Origin of the sequence: Shewanella morhuae (genome assembly GCF_900156405.1) — a bacterium.
Taxonomy (GTDB): Bacteria; Pseudomonadota; Gammaproteobacteria; order Enterobacterales; family Shewanellaceae; genus Shewanella; species Shewanella morhuae.
On record NZ_FTNN01000004.1, the window covers coordinates 185,489 to 202,923 of the forward strand.

The 17,435-nt window shown below is 44.0% G+C and carries 18 protein-coding genes; 8 read left to right on the forward strand and 10 right to left on the reverse strand.

The features are described from left to right. Positions 1-169 precede the first annotated feature (169 nt). Positions 170-688 (forward strand): prepilin-type N-terminal cleavage/methylation domain-containing protein, encoded by a 519-nt coding sequence (locus tag BW947_RS06730; protein ID WP_076497799.1) that lies wholly within the window; start codon positions 170-172, stop codon positions 686-688. A gap of 123 nt (positions 689-811) precedes the next feature. Here BW947_RS06730 and BW947_RS06735 read toward each other — a convergent pair whose 3' ends face one another. Continuing rightward, the gene (locus BW947_RS06735; RefSeq protein WP_076497801.1) at positions 812-1,858 is read right to left on the reverse strand and encodes a DUF3626 domain-containing protein; all 1,047 of its coding nucleotides are present in this window, start codon (positions 1,856-1,858) and stop codon (positions 812-814) included. Between the two features lie 521 nt (positions 1,859-2,379). Between BW947_RS06735 and BW947_RS06740 the strand changes: the two genes are divergently transcribed. Further along, entirely contained in the window at positions 2,380-3,924 is a 1,545-nt protein-coding gene (locus tag BW947_RS06740; protein ID WP_076497803.1) for a DEAD/DEAH box helicase, read from the forward strand. A 119-nt stretch (positions 3,925-4,043) separates the two neighbouring features. Here the strand turns inward: BW947_RS06740 and BW947_RS06745 are convergent, their stop codons facing one another. The 8 genes from BW947_RS06745 to BW947_RS06780 form a co-directional block, all read right to left on the reverse strand. Continuing rightward, the gene (locus BW947_RS06745; RefSeq protein ID WP_076497805.1) at positions 4,044-4,814 is read right to left on the reverse strand and encodes an ABC transporter permease; all 771 of its coding nucleotides are present in this window, start codon (positions 4,812-4,814) and stop codon (positions 4,044-4,046) included. Continuing rightward, positions 4,811-5,749, reverse strand: a complete 939-nt coding sequence (locus BW947_RS06750) for an ABC transporter ATP-binding protein (protein WP_076497807.1) — start codon at positions 5,747-5,749, stop codon at positions 4,811-4,813. The genes BW947_RS06745 and BW947_RS06750 overlap by 4 nt, the downstream gene beginning before the upstream one ends. Positions 5,750-5,957: 208 nt before the next feature. Further along, complete coding sequence (gene hpt / locus BW947_RS06755; protein WP_076497809.1) at positions 5,958-6,488, reverse strand: hypoxanthine phosphoribosyltransferase; 531 nt, start codon at positions 6,486-6,488, stop codon at positions 5,958-5,960. A 7-nt stretch (positions 6,489-6,495) separates the two neighbouring features. Next, entirely contained in the window at positions 6,496-7,155 is a 660-nt protein-coding gene (locus BW947_RS06760) for a flavin prenyltransferase UbiX (protein WP_076497812.1), read from the reverse strand. A gap of 1 nt (position 7,156) precedes the next feature. After that, the gene (gene mpl / locus BW947_RS06765) at positions 7,157-8,554 is read right to left on the reverse strand and encodes a UDP-N-acetylmuramate:L-alanyl-gamma-D-glutamyl-meso-diaminopimelate ligase (RefSeq protein WP_076497814.1); all 1,398 of its coding nucleotides are present in this window, start codon (positions 8,552-8,554) and stop codon (positions 7,157-7,159) included. 211 nt (positions 8,555-8,765) lie between these two features. Further along, entirely contained in the window at positions 8,766-9,380 is a 615-nt protein-coding gene (locus tag BW947_RS06770) for a hypothetical protein (RefSeq protein ID WP_076497816.1), read from the reverse strand. Positions 9,381-9,548: 168 nt separating this feature from the next. Further along, the gene (locus BW947_RS06775; protein ID WP_076497818.1) at positions 9,549-10,415 is read right to left on the reverse strand and encodes a sterol desaturase family protein; all 867 of its coding nucleotides are present in this window, start codon (positions 10,413-10,415) and stop codon (positions 9,549-9,551) included. 82 nt (positions 10,416-10,497) lie between these two features. Beyond that, positions 10,498-11,529, reverse strand: a complete 1,032-nt coding sequence (locus tag BW947_RS06780; protein WP_076497820.1) for a DUF2804 domain-containing protein — start codon at positions 11,527-11,529, stop codon at positions 10,498-10,500. A 301-nt stretch (positions 11,530-11,830) separates the two neighbouring features. On the opposite strand from BW947_RS06780, the gene BW947_RS06785 reads away from it, so the two are divergent. The 4 genes from BW947_RS06785 (at position 11,831) to BW947_RS06800 (ending at position 15,127) form a co-directional block, all read left to right on the forward strand. Next, the gene (locus tag BW947_RS06785; protein ID WP_076497822.1) at positions 11,831-12,397 is read left to right on the forward strand and encodes a YajG family lipoprotein; all 567 of its coding nucleotides are present in this window, start codon (positions 11,831-11,833) and stop codon (positions 12,395-12,397) included. Positions 12,398-12,423: 26 nt separating this feature from the next. Next, positions 12,424-13,008: a peptidylprolyl isomerase gene (locus tag BW947_RS06790; protein WP_076497824.1), complete on the forward strand. Its 585-nt coding sequence runs from the start codon at positions 12,424-12,426 to the stop codon at positions 13,006-13,008. A gap of 71 nt (positions 13,009-13,079) precedes the next feature. Next, on the forward strand, positions 13,080-13,400 hold the full coding sequence (locus BW947_RS06795; RefSeq protein WP_076497826.1) for a hypothetical protein: 321 nt from the start codon (positions 13,080-13,082) through the stop codon (positions 13,398-13,400). 311 nt (positions 13,401-13,711) lie between these two features. Further along, positions 13,712-15,127 (forward strand): AmpG family muropeptide MFS transporter, encoded by a 1,416-nt coding sequence (locus BW947_RS06800; protein WP_076497828.1) that lies wholly within the window; start codon positions 13,712-13,714, stop codon positions 15,125-15,127. Between the two features lie 159 nt (positions 15,128-15,286). Here BW947_RS06800 and BW947_RS06805 read toward each other — a convergent pair whose 3' ends face one another. Next, a complete protein-coding gene (locus BW947_RS06805; RefSeq protein ID WP_076497830.1) occupies positions 15,287-15,772 on the reverse strand; it encodes a YajQ family cyclic di-GMP-binding protein in 486 nt (161 codons plus the stop codon). A 154-nt stretch (positions 15,773-15,926) separates the two neighbouring features. On the opposite strand from BW947_RS06805, the gene BW947_RS06810 reads away from it, so the two are divergent. Then, positions 15,927-16,289 carry a VanZ family protein gene (locus BW947_RS06810; protein ID WP_076497832.1) on the forward strand — a complete coding sequence of 121 codons (363 nt, stop codon included), beginning with the start codon at positions 15,927-15,929 and terminating at the stop codon, positions 16,287-16,289. A 38-nt stretch (positions 16,290-16,327) separates the two neighbouring features. Beyond that, positions 16,328-17,299 (forward strand): ketopantoate reductase family protein, encoded by a 972-nt coding sequence (locus BW947_RS06815; RefSeq protein WP_076497834.1) that lies wholly within the window; start codon positions 16,328-16,330, stop codon positions 17,297-17,299. The last annotated feature ends 136 nt before the right edge of the window (positions 17,300-17,435 follow it).

The following is a 17,435-nucleotide window of genomic DNA, read 5'->3' on the forward strand; positions in this document are numbered from 1 at the left end:
TCGCAGGCATCTACAGCAGATGAAACCCTCCCACAGACTTTTGCTAGCAGACTCACAGAAACGCGCTAAAGATAAAAAAATACCTGAGTTAACGGAACTTTCCCTAGCACTAGCCTGATAGCCAAAACTTCGATAGCATTAAGCTCTTTATATTAAGTACCTGCTACCTATGCCAAATAAAAATGCCGGTTTCACCCTAATTGAACTCATTGTGGTCATTATTATTCTAGGAATATTAGCCATAGTTGCAGCTCCTAAATTCATCAATTTACAATCAGATGCCTATAAAAGTCAGTTATCTGGAGCATTTGCATCGATGAAATCCGCCGTCACTTTATTCAAAGCGAAATCTGAAATTGCTAACAGCGGTACCACCAATCGAGTCGTTTACGACGATATTCGTGGTGAAAACTACCAACCTTGGGCAGCTAGCACCAGCGGTATAACCCCAAGCGATACTTACACTACTGCGCCAGAAATTTTTAAGGCTGCAGGGCTCAATGTTAATGAATGGTCCTACCGCATTCACACTACTAGCGGCACCTATGAAGTTATTGCCGCGCCAAAACAAAAACTAAACCTTGCCACGCCAAATCAAGCTCAAGTCGAAGCAACCAATTGCTACATCAGTTACAAATGGGAAACGACTGGTGTTCCCACCTATAAAAAAGTTGATACCGGTTGCTAGGACGACCTTGAAACCAGTAATAACATATAAAACATAAAAAAAACAGCGAGTTAACTTTAAGTTGCTCGCTGTTTTTGTTAGAGCTAAATCTTACCATTAAAGGATTTTTAAATGGCTTAGCCCTTACTGCACCGCGCCGTATTTCACTAGCACATGCCAGAGCAACTTAAGTTCGTGGGCGACTTGAGCGCGATTACCGCGTTCGCGCCAATGCTGCGGCGAATGGTATAAATCCCGCGTAGCCACGCCAATAGCATGGGCATCGACCTTATCGTCTATTGCGATACGACTCGCCAGCGATGGCATAGTCGGACCACGAAAATCGCTCGGAATTTGCGCCGTGTGCAAACTAAAACCGTTGTGGTATTGCAGCTCGATATCGTATTTATCGCACACATTACTTAAGGTTGAACCAATATCCGTTCCCTTAAAGCTGGGATCAGCGACCAACATGGCAATATCCTCGCTAAGCAATACATCGCCGTGGATCTGCGCTTCAATATAATGATCAAGATTATTTGATAAAGGTCGCTCAAAACGTGATAACAAAGAAGCATTGAGTTGATGCGCCATATACTGGACTACATTCAATGGCTTAAAATCTGATTTACCTAAAGCGTAATGACGCTCAAAACTCTCGGTTAACAGCGCCGCTAAAATGTCATCAAAACAGGATAATGTGCCCTTTTCTTTGGGGTTACGGTACGAATCAAGATAACTAAAAGTTGCGCGTGCCAGCACATCTGTTTTTGTCAGTAAATAGCAACTGCCAAAACGGGGCGCTGGGCCATCCTGCCACATGCCCAGATCAAGTGCACCATACTTAGGCCGTGATTTAGTGCCTTTATAAGCATGACCAAAAAGCTGATTTTCCCAATGATCTCGCGGGCCACCTAACTCAGGTGACAACTGACCATTAGAAATATGCGTTTCAAACTGACTGCGGTATTGGCCATCACGCAGTAAACCTTCAGCGACTGTCATGCCACGGCTATCAATTTTATCCGGATGGAAATGCAGCGCGATTCGGCCGCAATGGAGTAACTGCTTGAGCGCGAGCTGCATCTCATGCATAGGGATATTTGACATCTGTTGCACATTTTTAATCACAGCAACGGCCTGTTCGCTGCGTCCACGAGCAAGGCGTTCAATATGCTGTATGGCTGTCATAATTCACCTATTAAAGAGGTAGTTAACCGTTTACGAAGATGGTTTACCTTAAAATAAACATCCTCGCTATCGCAAGCATACACTGACGGATTCTTAAGTTATATCAGCTATAAAACGGTGTTAAGTGCGATAGATTAATAGCATTCATTTTATACCAATCTAATCAGGACGAAGTGATCTAACGTTCACTTATGTAACATGTTAAAAAATAGTCCATTATCACCCCTAAATAGATAAAAAAGGCGGATGTAATACCGCACAAATTACTGGTAATAGTCCGTCTGATTAATCTATGACATATATTTAGCCACTAAGTTGCGCCATCCTACTTATGCTGAAAAGGTTAACCAATCTCTCTTCAATAGTCTGACAAGCTATTTGTGTGCCAATCTGAATGAAAACTGCTGTAAAAGTCCATATTTGATGGCACTTAAGGGCCTAATCCTGTAAGCTGCACGCCCGCCAGCAGACCTGGCAACAGACCATAAATGCAGCAAAGCGTTGCCACAAGAGACCAATCTATGAGTTTTACCTCCCTGGGCTTATCGGCCCCGATACTTAAAGCCGTTGCCGAACAAGGCTACGACACACCTTCGCCAATCCAAGCTCAAGCTATTCCCGCTGTGCTTGAAGGCAAAGATGTGATGGCGGCCGCCCAAACAGGAACAGGTAAAACAGCAGGTTTCACTCTGCCTATGCTCGAACTCCTGAGTAAAGGTATGCGCGCTCAAGCAGGCCAAGTGCGCGCATTAGTGTTAACACCGACTCGCGAACTGGCGGCTCAGGTTGCTGAAAGTGTCGAAACCTATGGTAAGAACTTACCACTGCGTTCGGCGGTGATATTTGGTGGCGTGCCTATCAATCCACAAATCGCTAAATTGCGCCACGGTGTTGATATTTTAGTCGCAACCCCGGGTCGATTAATGGATCTGTACAATCAAAAAGCGGTGAAATTTAGCCAGCTTGAAATCTTAGTGTTAGATGAAGCCGATCGCATGCTCGACATGGGCTTTATCCGCGACATCCGTAAGATTCTGGCCATTTTACCTAAGCAACGCCAAAACCTGATGTTCTCAGCCACCTTCTCCGATGAAATTCGCGAGCTGGCAAAAGGCTTAGTCAACAATCCGGTCGAAATCTCGGTCACACCACGCAACGCGGCGGCGACCACAGTCAAACAGTGGATTTGCCCTGTTGATAAGAGCCAAAAATCAGCGTTGTTGATCCAACTGATCAAACAACACGATTGGCAACAAGTGTTAGTATTTTCGCGCACTAAACATGGTGCTAACCGTTTGGCGAAAAGCCTTGAAGATGCTGGCATTAAAGCCGCTGCAATTCATGGAAACAAGAGCCAAACCGCGCGTACTAAAGCCTTGGCTGACTTTAAAAATGGCCAAGCCCGCGTATTGGTTGCGACCGATATCGCTGCCCGTGGTTTGGACATTGATCAATTACCACAAGTGGTTAACTTTGACTTACCAAACGTGCCAGAAGATTATGTGCATCGCATCGGCCGTACTGGCCGCGCAGGTGCATCGGGTCAAGCGGTATCACTGGTCAGTAACGAAGAAATTAAACTACTGAACGATATTGAGCGTTTGATCAATCGCGTGTTAGATCGTGAAATGGTTGAAGGCTTCCACCATGTATTACCTGAATCACGTTTAGGTAGTGGTGGAAAAAGTAACAATAAAGCAGTAGCGACTCGTCGAAATAGCCGCAGCTCAACGCCATCAACCTCACGCGAGGGCGCCCAAAGAAGTGTTGAACATAAAGATGGTCAACGCAGTGGTGACGTAGCGCGCGGTCATAAACCAAACGATAAAAACCCACGACACAGCAATGATGCTACGAGTGCGCCACGCGCCGATACTCAAGCACGCCCACCACGTGCAAACGATGGTCGTGCAAATAGTTCAGGCGCTAGTCGCCCGAGTGAAGGCCGTTCTAGCTCAGGTGAGAATCGTAGCCAAGCAGGTGACAATCCTTACGCTAATGGCCCGAAGAAAAATACTCGTCGTCCAAATAATGGCGCAAGTCGCCCGAGAAACTCGCAGGACTAATTTACAGAGCAAATTAGCTTAGTTTGCAGCCCTCTTTGTACTTAAGCGAATACTCTCAATAAAAAACGCCCAACTCCACACGGAGTTGGGCGTTTTTTTATAGGTTTAAGACACCAACACTAAACCTTAAGCCCTATCCCACGTGAAACCAGATAATAAGCTAACGTCCACAGTGCAATACAAAAACCAACCATGATGCCGATTGAGAGCGGCACGCTAATATCTGCAAAGCCTAAAAAACCATAGCGAAACACGTTGATCATATAAACTATAGGGTTAAGTGCCGATACGCCTTGCCAGAATGATGGCAAGAGAGATAGCGAATAAAATACACCGCCAAGATAGGTTAATGGCGTAAGTATAAAAGTTGGGATGATACTGATATCGTCAAAACTTTTGGCATAAATCGCATTAATTAAGCCACCTAATGAAAACAATACTGAGGTTAGGAACACCGTCATAACCACAAGCCCTACGTGATGTAAGCTAATATCGACAAAGAACATCGCCACTAATGTCACGATTAAACCGACACATAAACCGCGGGCTACGCCGCCGCCCACATAACCTGCAATCAGTACATAATGGGGTACTGGCGCAACCAGTAATTCTTCTAAATTACGCTGAAACTTAGCACTATAGAAAGAACTGGCGACGTTAGAGTAAGAGTTAGTGATCACCGACATCATGATTAAGCCTGGAGCGATAAACTCCATATACGTTACACCGCCCATCTCACCAATGCGGCTACCGACTAAATTACCAAAAATCAAAAAGTACAAGGTCATGGTAATTGCTGGCGGCACTAATGTTTGCAGCCAAATACGGGTAAATCGATTAATCTCTTTAGCAAGAATACTTTTAAAAGCAATAAAGTAGAGCTGGTTCATACAGAGGCCTCCTGAGTTTTCTTCACCAACTCAACGAAGAGTTCTTCTAATCGGTTAGCTTTATTACGCATCGATAACACTTCCACATTGGCCGCGCTTAATTGGCTAAACACATCATTAAGATTATGCTCTTTCGCCACATCCACCTCTAAGGTGTGTGGGTCGGTTAACCGACAAGCCATGCCATCAAGGATGGGGGCGGTTTGAATATCGCGGCGAAGATCAAGGATAAAGGTCTCCATATTCAGCTTACTCAGCAGCGCCTTCATACTCGTGCATTCCACTAAAATACCGTTATCGATAATGCCAATATTACGACACAGCATTTCCGCTTCTTCGAGGTAATGGGTGGTCAGGATGATCGTCACGCCCTGTTGATTGATTTGTTTAAGAAACTCCCACATAGAACGGCGTAGTTCAATATCTACACCTGCGGTAGGCTCATCTAAAATCAATAGCTTAGGTTCGTGCATTAACGCACGGGCGATCATTAACCGTCGCTTCATGCCGCCGGATAATTCTCGCGATGGACTGTGACGCTTTTCCCACAAATCAAGTTGGCTTAAGTATTTTTTGGCACGCTCAAGGGCAACAGATTTAGGCACTCCATAGTAACCCGCTTGATTCACAACAATCTGCAACACGGTTTCAAACTGATTGAAGTTAAATTCCTGAGGCACCAAACCAATGCACAGCTTTGCATGCTCTAATTGTTTATCAATATCATAATCAAAGATTTTGACCGTACCGGCACTCTTCTGCACTAGGGAGCTAATAATCCCAATCGTAGTTGATTTACCCGCGCCATTGGGGCCGAGTAAAGCAAAAAAATCCCCTTTGTTCACAGTTAGACTAATACCCTTAACCGCTTCGACGCCGCCTTTATAGGTTTTTTTAAGCCCTTCGAGTACCAGAGCATGGGTAATATCTGCCATATTTGTACCGTTCCTTACATATTAAGAAAGTCATAAGATGGTGCTAAAAAACACAATTGCAATGATGGGTTGTAGAACTAAGGTAAATAAATTCGCTAATTGATTGAAAAACTAGCCTTTAATGGTTCACTTATTTATTCTAACTTTTGTATAAGCGCAAAAAGTAAAACTCCCGCCTGCTGCGGGAGTTTTAAACAATATCGGACACTTAATCGAGTGGCACGACTTTGGCGATATAAGGTAGATTGCGATACTGCTCCGCATAATCAATACCATAGCCGACAATAAACTCATCAGGGATCGTAAAGCCAATAAAATCAACCTTCACATCGACTTCACGGCGTTCAGGTTTATCCAGTAAAGTACACAGTGCCAAACTCTTTGGCTCACGCAGTAACAGCATTTCGCGCACTTTACTTAAGGTGTTACCTGAATCAATCAAATCTTCCACAATCAGCACATCGCGACCCGCGATATCGGATTGTATATCTTTCAGCACTTTCACATCCCGTGAGCTGGTCATGGTATTGCCATAGCTAGAAACTGACATAAAATCGATTTCAACATGGCCTTTAATGCGGCGACATAAATCAGCCATAAAGACCACTGAGCCTTTTAGTAGGCCAACCATCAGCAAACGCTCACTGTTGGCATAATGAGCATTAATCAGCTCGGCTAGTTCATCTAATTTCTGGCTTATCTCTTCTGCAGAGATCATCACTTCGGTGGTGTGTTTCATATAAGTCTCAATTGTCGAGGTCGCGGTTAGACTGTTTGTCATAACCCCAGCGACTCGTTAATGCATGGTCAACGCCCAAATGATCGAGAATTCGAGCGACCATGAAGTCTACCAGATCTTCAACCGATTGGGGATTGTGATAAAAGCCAGGAGCGGCAGGCATAATCGTCACGCCGAGGCGAGAAAGACTTAACATATGCTCTAAGTGTATGGCACTAAACGGTGTTTCCCTTGGCACTAGGATTAATTGGCCGCGCTCTTTAAGTACCACATCGGCGGCGCGTTCAAGTAAATTATTACTCATTCCGGTGGCCACAGCGGCTAACGTGCCCGTCGAGCAAGGACAAATCACCATTTGCTTAGGTGCGGCGCTACCTGACGCCGGTGGTGAAAACCATTCATCTTTGCCTAATACCACTAACTCGCCAGTGATACTTACGCCTTTTTCATGCAATAAAGCTAATAGTTGTGCATGGGCTTTATCGCTATTGGCGCTAAGTTGTAAGCCATGCTCAGTAGCCAGTACCACCCGAGCAGCACTAGAAATCATTAAAAAAACTTGATAACCCGACACTAACAAACACTCAAGTAATTTCAAGCCGTAAGGGGCACCAGAAGCACCAGTCCACGCTAAGCTAATCGCTTTAGTTGATCTTGCATAAGCCATATTAACTAACCTGCTCTACCGCTGATAAGTTTAATTCTAATGCCGCCAATAACTTTTTATGCACACCACCAAAACCACCATTACTCATCACCACTATGGTGTCACCCGCTTTAGCGTTAGCGGCAACTTTAGCCACTAATTCATCAATTTGATGTAGCACGGTCACAGGGATCACTGCGGCTTCCATCGCTTCTTTTATATTCCAATCGATACTATCTGCTTGATATAAAAAAGCTTCGTCGGCCTGCATCATAGAAAAAGCCAGCGTATCTTTATGCACGCCGCTCTTCATGGTATTTGAGCGTGGTTCTAATATTACGGTAATTTTACTCTGACCGACCTTAGCGCGCATTCCTTTTAATGTGGTTGCGATAGCGGTTGGATGATGGGCAAAATCGTCATAAACGCTGACACCTTTAACGGTTCCGAGTAATTCGAGTCGACGTTTAGGTGGCATAAACTTAGCTAAAGCTACAATTGCAGCGCTAGGTTTAACCCCCACATGGCGCGCAGCAGCTATGGCCATAATCGCGTTTTCAATATTGTGTTGCCCAATTAAATCCCATTGGAGAATACCTTGGGACTCACCATCAAAAAATACTTCAAATTGATGGCAATCATCACTTAAGGCTTTGCCGTACCAGCCGCTGGGTGACTCAGCTAAATGATAGTTTTCTTGCTCGCTCCAGCAGCCCATATCAATGGTTTGTTTAACTGCTTGAGAATCTGCGGGCCAGATGATTTTACCTTCACCAGGAACCGTACGTACCAGATGATTAAATTGTTTTTGAATCGCGGCTAAATCAGCAAAAATATCAGCATGATCAAATTCAAGATTATTGATCACTAAAGTACGCGGATGATAATGTACAAACTTTGAACGCTTATCAAAAAAGGCACTGTCGTATTCATCGGCTTCAACCACAAAAAAAGCCGTTTTGCCTAAACGCGCCGATACACCAAAGTTTTGCGGCACACCACCAATTAAGAAACCGGGTTCATAGCCGCAATCTTCTAAAATCCACGCTAACATGCTGGATGTAGAGGTTTTACCGTGCGTTCCAGCAACTGCGAGTACCCAACGTTCAGGTAAAATATGGTCAGCTAAAAACTGTGGGCCAGAGGTATAAGGTATGCCAATGTTTAACACCGCTTCCACACAGGGATTACCACGGCTCATTGCATTACCAATCACCACTAAGTCAGGATATTGTCCAGTTTCACCCAGCTGGCTAGGTTCAAAACCTTGAATAAGCTCAATGCCTTGGTCTTCAAGTTGCGTGCTCATTGGAGGATAGACGTTGGCATCTGAGCCAGTCACTCTATGCCCTTTAGCTCTAGCTAATAACGCTAAACCACCCATGAAGGTTCCACAAATGCCTAAAATATGTACGTGCATACGGCTCGCTCTGCTGTTTTGAATTCAACGCTATTCTAATCCATCGGACGACAGATTGGCAGGTAACAATCAGGGAAAAGCGCTGCAATCGCAGATGAGAAAGCCTAAACCAATGGATTCAACAACTGCGTTGCAGGCTTGATATTGTAAATAACATAACAGCACACGTTGCTAAAAATCAGATCATAAGTGCAAGCACTAAATAGCGGGATTAGCTTAATTTGCTATAAAGATTAGCGTGTTGACTACGATGGTGATTAAACAAAAACTGCCGTAGAGCGTCACGCTCTTCTGATTCAGCTTCAAACTTAACCACAGCTAAGCCTTTTTCTCTACGAATAGGCTTAATATCAACGCGCATCGTTTCTCCATTAGGCAGCTGTAATTGCAGATCCTTGCTACTTAATAATTGCTGCGAAGATTGAGCACGAATAGCCATGCCTGAGCTAGATAATGACTCAACTGGCCACTGCTCGCCTTGGGCATGATCAAATATCCACACATCATCGGCATCGGCTAAACGCCAACTGCGCTCGATGCCTGATACATCTAATACCTCAGGAACGCCCAAGGTTGGTTGAAACAAGCCAAAGTCATCGGCTTTTATTTGCAGTGGAAACCAAAGTTTATAAGGGCCAACTTCGGCTAATAACGTGAGTTTTGCTTTACCTAAAATAGAGGCGACGACTTGAGGCACCTCGGTTGTCACTGTCAGTAAATGATTGACCAAGGAATCATTATTCAAAATAGTGCCCATACGAGTCGACGAAAATAGCTCACTGAAACAAGCAAGCTCCTCTGCTGATAATCGAGGTTCATCTATCATGATAAGTCCACCCAAGTTAATATTTCTAATACAAAAAGCACCACCAAGGCACAAGATTGTACATTTTTAAGCCAAATACTGGCAAAAAACGAAATGTAGGCTAGCAGGGCTAAATTCAAGACACCATTAGCCATTTGTGCTATTTAACTTAGAAAATACAGTGGATTGTTATTCTTTGCGGTTAAAACTGCTCGCAGGTGGAGCTAATAAAATATGTAATCGCTGCTTAACACTCAATCCTGGCCTCACTACCTCAGCAAACATGTCTCGCCATTCGCTAAACGTCACTTTAAGGGGATTAAAGCTATTCACCGGCTTAGTAATGCCATAAACCACGGTTTCAACTTCTGGCTCAAAGGTGCCAAACAACTTATCCCAAATAATCAGTACTCCGGCATAATTCTTATCTATATATTGAGAGTTGCGACCATGGTGCACCCTATGGTGTGACGGCGTATTAAAAATCCATTCCAGCGGCCCGAGTGATTTAACCGCTTGGGTATGCACAAAAAATTGTAATCCAAGATTCAGTAACACTACAAAGATGACCCAATTGGGGTCAAAGCCGATTACCACCAGCGGTAACCAAAACACCCACATACCCGCCAAGGGATACATCAAACTCTGACGAAACGCAGTGCTAAAATTCATATTTTCTGAGCTATGGTGCACCACGTGAGCCGCCCACATCCAGCGCACTCGGTGACTTGCCCGATGAAACCAGTAATAACAAAAGTCCTGCGCTAGTATTAAAGCTATAAAGCTCAACGGGCCCATTTCAATATCAAACAACCTCCAACCAAAAACCGCAAGATACAACTTAGCGATAAGTAAACCCGTGAGCAAATCAGCCCCCTGGTGCATCGCCGCCAAGCTAAAATTACACAACACTTCTTGGCCGCGATAACGTGCACTTAAGGGCAGTTTTTGTTTTTTATCGCCAACATACCATTCCAGCAAAATACATACGAAAAACAACGGTGCAAGCACCAGCAGCAACACTTCAGGGTGCTGGATCAGCGAAGTGATATCCATATACGTTCATCCGGTTTAGGTTTAGTTTTTATGACGACTTCACTCATCATCAGCGGCATATTACTGTATTTACAACTGCGTGTTACCAGCGGGCATAGTGATCTTCTGTTAATCCAAGCACATGATTAAGCTGATAACAGCGGCCTTGGTTATCTATAATAGTGCCGCTAAAGTGACCTAAATACTGACGGAAATTACTCTTAATAACCCATAGATTACGTTTTTCTTGCCGACAATTGCGCGCCGAAAACTGTAAATCTACTTGGCCGTTCTGGCTGTAAACTCGCCAGACCTTAGTACCCAAAGTGGCATGGCGATCAAATTCAAATTGTACAGGGCCGAGTAAGTGCCGCTCACCATTAATCCAAAACACATTTTCTGTTGCGCCTGTTTCATTAACACCTGCCGCAAGATTAAGTCCCATAATGCCAGCTTCAATCTGCGCATTAATTGATGCCCAGCGCCAACTGGTATCGCGGCGCATATAACCCGCTGAAAAATCATAGCCTGCTAAAGCTTGATGTAACGGCTGCGGCTCATGGCCTATGGTTAAACGGCCTTTAACGGTCAATCCATTGTGCTTTTGGGTATAAGTCCAACCGTTATATCCGGTTGGCGTACACATGGCCATAGGCAGACTTAAGGGAGCCGGATGCAAAGTGATATCCGCTTGAATATTTGGGGTATCGATAACCAAGCGCCAAGCGCCTTCAACAATCTCAAAGCTTAACTGCTCCCCTTTACGGCCAATGCTACTGATACCAGCGGCGGGTGATGGTGCCATTCTATAACCTAATCTTAAGGGTTTTAGCCAATCGAGCTGAGTTAATGAGTTAGTTTTTATGTCATACAAATAACAAAAAGCACTGCCAACATAGGCAATATCAGCAAGCGCTATTCCAAGGACAAAACGCGGAGTGACCAAAGAAATAAATTGAAATTGTTTATAATCAAAGTGTTTCGCCCACTTAGAAGCGGGTTTATCCATAGTATCAAAATAGGCAAAATGGGCTAAACCTAAACTGTTAACTATGCCATCGAAATGGCCAAAATGAGGTATTCCTTTCGGACTGATTAAACTCTCTGGGGCGATTTGGGTAGCTGTCGTTACCATGGCTAGGCCTTACAAAAAGGATGAGACACATTTATGTTTGCTCACCCTATATATCGAACTTTTACTCTAACCTGTCGCCATCAGCATTAAAAGGGTGCAGGCTTCAAATGTTGTCATTTTGTTGCTGAATGGTCTTATTTTATACTCAGTAAACCTGCTCGAACTCAATAGCAGCATGCCGTACACGGTAGTCATCATCCAAAGAGATTTGGCATCCTATTATTAGGCAATTACCGTGGTTTGTGGCATCAAAAGTGATTTCTGGTATGCTGTACCCACTTTTATTTGTACGAGAGATGCTATGAAGCGGCTATTACTGACCTTAACTTTCCCCCTACTATTCACGGGCTGTGCCAGCCAAAATCCGACTCATATGGCTTTCAGCCCTCAAGTGCCTAATATCAGCCAACAAACAGCGCAACGCGTCCCCATTTCGTTGGAAACAGTCGATTCTCGCAGCGTCGATTATGTGGCCCGTTTTATTGAAGAAGGCACTAAAACACGTCTAATTGGCCCAAGTGAACCCCCAAAACTGTTACTTGATGAAGTTTTCCGTACAGGCTTTACTGAAGCTGGCTACCAAATCGATCCAAGTGCCACCAATGCAGTGCAGATCCAATTAGAAGAACTGCAAATGGATGTGACTAAAAAAACCTTTGGCTATGAAGCGAAGCACAGTGTGGTGATTGCCGTACAGGCTAAAAACTCCACCCAAGAACTGGTTAAACGCTATAAAGCCAAAGGTGTTTTAAAAGGCCCGTTAACTCCCGGTTTTGCCACCTTAGAACTGGATATGAATAAACTACTCGGTCAACTGACTGGAGAGATTTTAAATGATCCTGAGCTAAATCAGTTTCTACAACAGTAATAGCGCCAGTTTTTAAGGAAATTAATATGCTCCGCTTGATATCAGCCCTGTTATTTCTCAGTATCAGTTTTAATAGCCTCGCACTCGATATTCAAGCTGATAACTTGTACCCCAGAGTCGAATTTGAAACGAGTCTCGGGAAAATAGTGGTAGAACTAGATAGAACTCGTGCGCCAATCACTGTAGATAATTTTTTAACTTATGTGGTTAAAGGCGAGTACGACAACACCCTATTTCACCGCGTGATCAGCGATTTTGTTGTACAAGGTGGCGGGCTTAATCCTAAACTTGAAGAACTGCCAGCAGGCAAGCCCATAGTCAACGAATCGGGCAACGGCCTGACAAATAGTATGGGCACCATCGCGATGGCACGGGACAATCAACCGCATTCAGCCACACGCCAGTTCTACTTTAATGTTGCCGACAACACTAAACTTGATCCATCAAAGCGTCGTTGGGGTTACGCAGTATTTGGTGACGTCATTGAAGGTAAAATCGTCCTCGAAGCGATGGCCGTAGTGGAGACAGGAACCAATATGAAGCTGAATTGGCCCGACGTCCCAGTGACACCTATCATATTGAAAACAGCTAAATTATTACCAAAAAAATAATTTATTTTAAATTTTGAGTAAAAGCGCTAATTTTGCTTCTATACTGTAATGGCAAACAGAAAGGAGGCTCGATGAGGACGACTGCATTCATCGATAATAAAGCACCTCAACTCGCCTGTTACGGAAAAGCGTTTTTGAGTGGTGAACTTGATTTCCATGAGGTTCAGCTTTATTTGTGGGACACGTTAGAAGAATGGCAACAACTGAATTCAACTGGCGAAGCACAATCAGAAATAGAAAAAGTCTTTTGGCACTTGCTCCACAGTTTTAATCAGTGGCCTGACTATGCGATTCGCGGCAACCAATATCTACGTAAACAAGTTAATGATTGCTGTGACTACCTGAGTTTAGGCGGCAAAATGCCACAGGGGTGTATAGGGATAAGACCCTAAGCTCCATGTATAAAAAAGGTCCTGTTAGCAGGACCTTTTTTATAATACGATTTTATATCCTACCGCTTAAAATTGCGTTTTCGGCTAAGTCAGTCAAATTGATTAAGCCATTATTTTCTTACAAGGCCATTTTCTTACAAAGTAAGTCGCCAACCTTACTAACATATGCTTAAACCTCAAGTCACATCTAACCATCTTTGCATGTTATGCCAATCACATAGGTCATAAACCAGTCTTAGATCGCAATAGCACTTGAACCACATAGTGCCTTACCCGTAAGCTAGGCGAATTAAACACTTAGACTTATACCTATGCCCGCAACAGGTTTTATCCAACGCACCCTCGACGCACTCAGTGTCTATTATCATAAGCGGGTTTTGATCCTGTTATTACTGGGCTTTTCTGCTGGCCTCCCCTTAATGCTGGTTTTTTCAACACTATCCTTTTGGTTACGTGAAGCTGGTGTTGATCGCACTTCAATCGGTTATTTCAGCTGGATAGCCTTGGCCTATGCATTTAAATGGGCTTGGTCGCCTTTGGTTGATAGGCTTTCGTTGCCACTATTAACCCGATTTTTAGGACGGCGTCGAGGCTGGATGCTCTTTGCACAGTTATTATTAGTCGGCGCGATTTTAGGAATGTCCTTCAGCGACCCACTCCAAGATCTCCAACGTTTGGCATTGTTCGCGTTAATGGTTGCCTTTGCTTCCGCCACTCAAGATATTGTCATTGATGCCTTTCGGATTGAATCGGCGCCACAAAAGATGCAAGCCGCATTAGCAGCTGCCTATCAAGTGGGTTATCGCAGCGCCATGATTGTTGCTACCGCTGGGGCGCTCACCATCGCAGCTTGGGTCGAACCGGGTAATACCACCTACAATTTAATCGCGTGGCAAACCTCTTATCTGATTATGGCGGGCTTGATGTCAGTAGGGATTCTAACCACACTGTTTAGCCGCGAGCCTGAAGTTGATACCCGCGCCGCCGATGCCACCGAATTAGCATTAAAGCAGCGCTTAAGCGATCGTCACCCTAAAATTATTGCCGCTGCGATATCTTGGGTATATACGGCCAGCATTTTACCTTTTATCGATTTTTTCAAACGTTATGGTCGCAGCGCTATCCTCATCCTGCTGCTTATATCCTGCTACCGTATCTCAGATATTGTCATGGGCATTATGGCGAACGTATTTTATGTAGACATGGGATTCACTAAAGAAGAAATCGCTTATTTGAGTAAAATATACGGTCTTATCATGACCTTAGTTGGCGCAGCCTTCGGCGGCGTTCTGTTAGCGCGTTATGGCACAATGAAGATTCTTTTCCTTGGCGCCTTACTGGTGGCCGTAACCAATCTGTTATTCGCGTGGCAAGCGGTGATTGGCTATAACGTGCCCTTTTTGACCTTTGCGATTTCCGTAGACAACTTTAGTGCGGGTATCGCTACCGCCGCGTTTATTGCCTATCTATCAAGCCTCACCAGTAACGGCTACAGTGCAACACAGTACGCTTTATTGTCCTCAATTATGTTGCTGTTTCCTAAGTTTATTGCTGGTTTCTCGGGGGCTTACGTCGATTCATTCGGCTATGTTAACTTCTTTGTGGCTGCCAGTATTATTGGTTTTCCAGTATTATTTTTGATCTACTTAGTCAACAAGTATGCACCGCATTCTAGCGCCTCGTTAATCGATGACGACACAAAAAGTAGCGAGTTAAAGCCAGATTAAAGGCTAAACCACGCGCCATAATTGATAAATAAACCACATAAAAAAGCCCTCAAACCGATAAGTTGAGGGCTTTTTATTTAACTGCGCCATAAACGCTATGGTATTAAATACTTAAATTAACCGTTAGAGACGCAGGGGTTATCCCAAGTTCAGCTTAAATTAGTCTTTAAAATTATCAAACTGAAAAGGCTGACCTAAATCAGACTCACGCGCCAATGCCATTACCGCTTGTAAATCATCGCGTTTTTTACCTGTTACTCGCACTTTTTCGCCTTGAATAGACGCTTGCACTTTAAGTTTGCTGTCCTTGATGTGCTTAACCAGTTTTTTAGCGATTAAGGTTTCTATGCCTTCTTTAAATTTCACTTTCAAAGAAAACGTTTTACCACTGTGAATAGCTTTATCATCAACATCCATTGAAGATGGATCGACATTACGCTTGCTAAGTTGCATACGTAAAATATCCACTAACTGTTGGCACTGAAAGTCATCCTCAGCAGTTAACGTCACCACGTGGTCTTTATATTCAACGTCTGCGGTTTTACCGCGAAAATCAAAACGAGTCGCGAGCTCACGCTTAGTGTTATCGACCGCATTACGTAGCTCAACTTCGTTGACTTCTGACACAATATCCATTGAAGGCATAGTTTTTATGTCCTGTTTCAAATTAATATGCCGCTAGTTTACCCATACACTGGCCTAAGTTGAAGATAAAGCCGTGAATAAAGCCGCAACATGGATGACATTAGTGGCAGATTTTTCTATCATGACGCTATCTTAGTATTATAAAACCTGCGCTGTGATAACTAAAAATACCCTATTTAAACTGGTGTTAGCCGTAGCCGTTGTCGTGATCAGTTATCTGGTATTTTCCAGACCAACCTATTCGCAAAGTATTCCGAATATTGACAAGGTAGGCCATCTTGGCAGCTTTTTTTGCCTATCCTATCTCACCTATCTGGCGTTCAAGCCCAAGTGGTATTGGTTATCCCTCACACTTGCCATCTATGCCATTTTAATTGAGTTGGTGCAATCTCGCTTGCCCTATCGTAGTGCGTCAGTAGGTGATGTTATTGCTGATTTTGCCGGTATCGCCCTGTTCTACTTTTGTCATTGGGGTTATGGTAAATACTTTCGTGCAGCTCAATTACGAAAAGATTAACCTAATCCACTGATATTAAGAATTTAAGGCTGACAGATATGCGCGCGGTGGATATTGCAATTTTAGGTGCTGGCGCCGTTGGGCAACTTATTTGTCGCCAACTGATTGCCGCGGGTGAGCATGTTGGTTTTATCGCCCGTCATCCCCAAAGCTCGGTATCGCAACAAGATTCTCAGGCGCAGCAATATTCGCAATCACAACCGCTCAGTTTTACACCATTAGTGGTAAGCGAGGCTAACCACTCACTCCAACCAATCGACTATTGCGTCCCCATCGTAGCGACCAATGCACTTGATCATCTTCGTCTTGTGGTTGTTTGTGTTAAAGCCTATCAAGTCATCGATGCCCTTTTGCCGTTACTCAATCAACTCCCGCGTCAATGCCATATTTTACTACTCCACAATGGTATGGGGCCTCACTTAGCCATAGCGCCACTGATTGAAAAAGTAGATAACCGAGGACTAAGCCTAGGTACAACATCGCAAGGCGTGTTACGCCAAGCCCGTTGGCAGATTAAACACACGGGTAAGGGACTTACTCAGTTGGGACATTTTACTGGCACAGAGCTGGCTGAGCATTATCGCAATGCCATACTTACAGCCATACCCAATAGTGAATGGGTTGATACCATAGTGCCTTGTTTATGGCAAAAACTAGCCGTCAACGCGGCGATTAACCCTCTCACTGCTTTGCATCAATGCCCAAATGGCGCACTAGCCAAAGCAGATTTTAACGAAATAATTAAGGGTATTCTCGATGAGTTAGTGATGGTTGCAGCACAAGATGGCGTGCCGCTCGATAAACCTTTACTGCACGATAGAATTTACCAAGTTATCCAGCTCACCGCCGCAAACTTCTCGTCAATGCACCAAGATGTCGCGCATCAAAGGCAAACCGAGATAGACCAAATTAATGGTTATATCTGTGAACGCGCACAAGCGCACGGTTTAACGGCGCCCATCAATGCTAAGCTCTGTGAACAAATTAAGCTGTTAGCCGTTACGGCTTAACTCACTAAAAATCACAATAGCGGGCTATGGCAAAGTCATTAAATAGCACCAAGATGCACCAAAAATGTGCGATATGATTTTAGCTTGCACCGTTTTGAGTCAAATTTGATGTTGTTTCAGTGCGCGATAACAGCAA